Below are 481 nucleotides of genomic sequence, written 5' to 3'. Positions count from 1 at the left end.
CCTCGTCGGTGAAGCCGGCGCGCTTCATCATCTCCTGCAGCGAGATCGTCTCGCCCTGCTCCGCGCGCAGCGGTTCGTCGGCCGCGCGAAAGTCCCAGTAAATACGATCGTAATCGAGCGGGCGCGGCGCCTTGCCCGAGCGAATCGCGAGTATCTCGTTGTATTGCTGCTCCCATTTCGCGTCGCCCGTCGCGACATAGGTGCGCGCAAGCCGGGTCAAATCGTCGGAGCTGCGGCGCAGTTCGTTCGCGAGCTGGGTCGACACATAGCGCTGCTGGTAGGCCTGCGCGACGCGGTGATTCGCGGCATCGAGCCGCCACTGGCATAGGCCTATCGCAACGGCCGCTACGGCGAGCAGGCCCAGCAGCAGGGAGGCGTATCTGCGCAACGAAAAGGTGTTCAAAAAGCCCACGGTGTTCTCCGGTTTGAGTGCGACGCGTCGTCCGCTGTATATCGGCCGCGAGGAAGCACGCTGAATAAG

The 481-nt window shown here is 63.8% G+C and carries 1 pseudogene; it reads right to left on the bottom strand.

The window, feature by feature from the left end:
* Positions 1–412, bottom strand: a pseudogene (locus J5M67_RS28150) (methyl-accepting chemotaxis protein); the annotation flags it as partial.
* Positions 413–481 lie beyond the last annotated feature (69 nt).

This window comes from Pseudomonas sp. 30_B (genome assembly GCF_017491605.1).
Lineage (GTDB): Bacteria > Pseudomonadota > Gammaproteobacteria > Pseudomonadales > Pseudomonadaceae > Pseudomonas.
The sequence above is the reverse complement of the archived record's forward strand: the minus strand, read 5'-3'. Positions and strand labels throughout refer to the sequence as shown.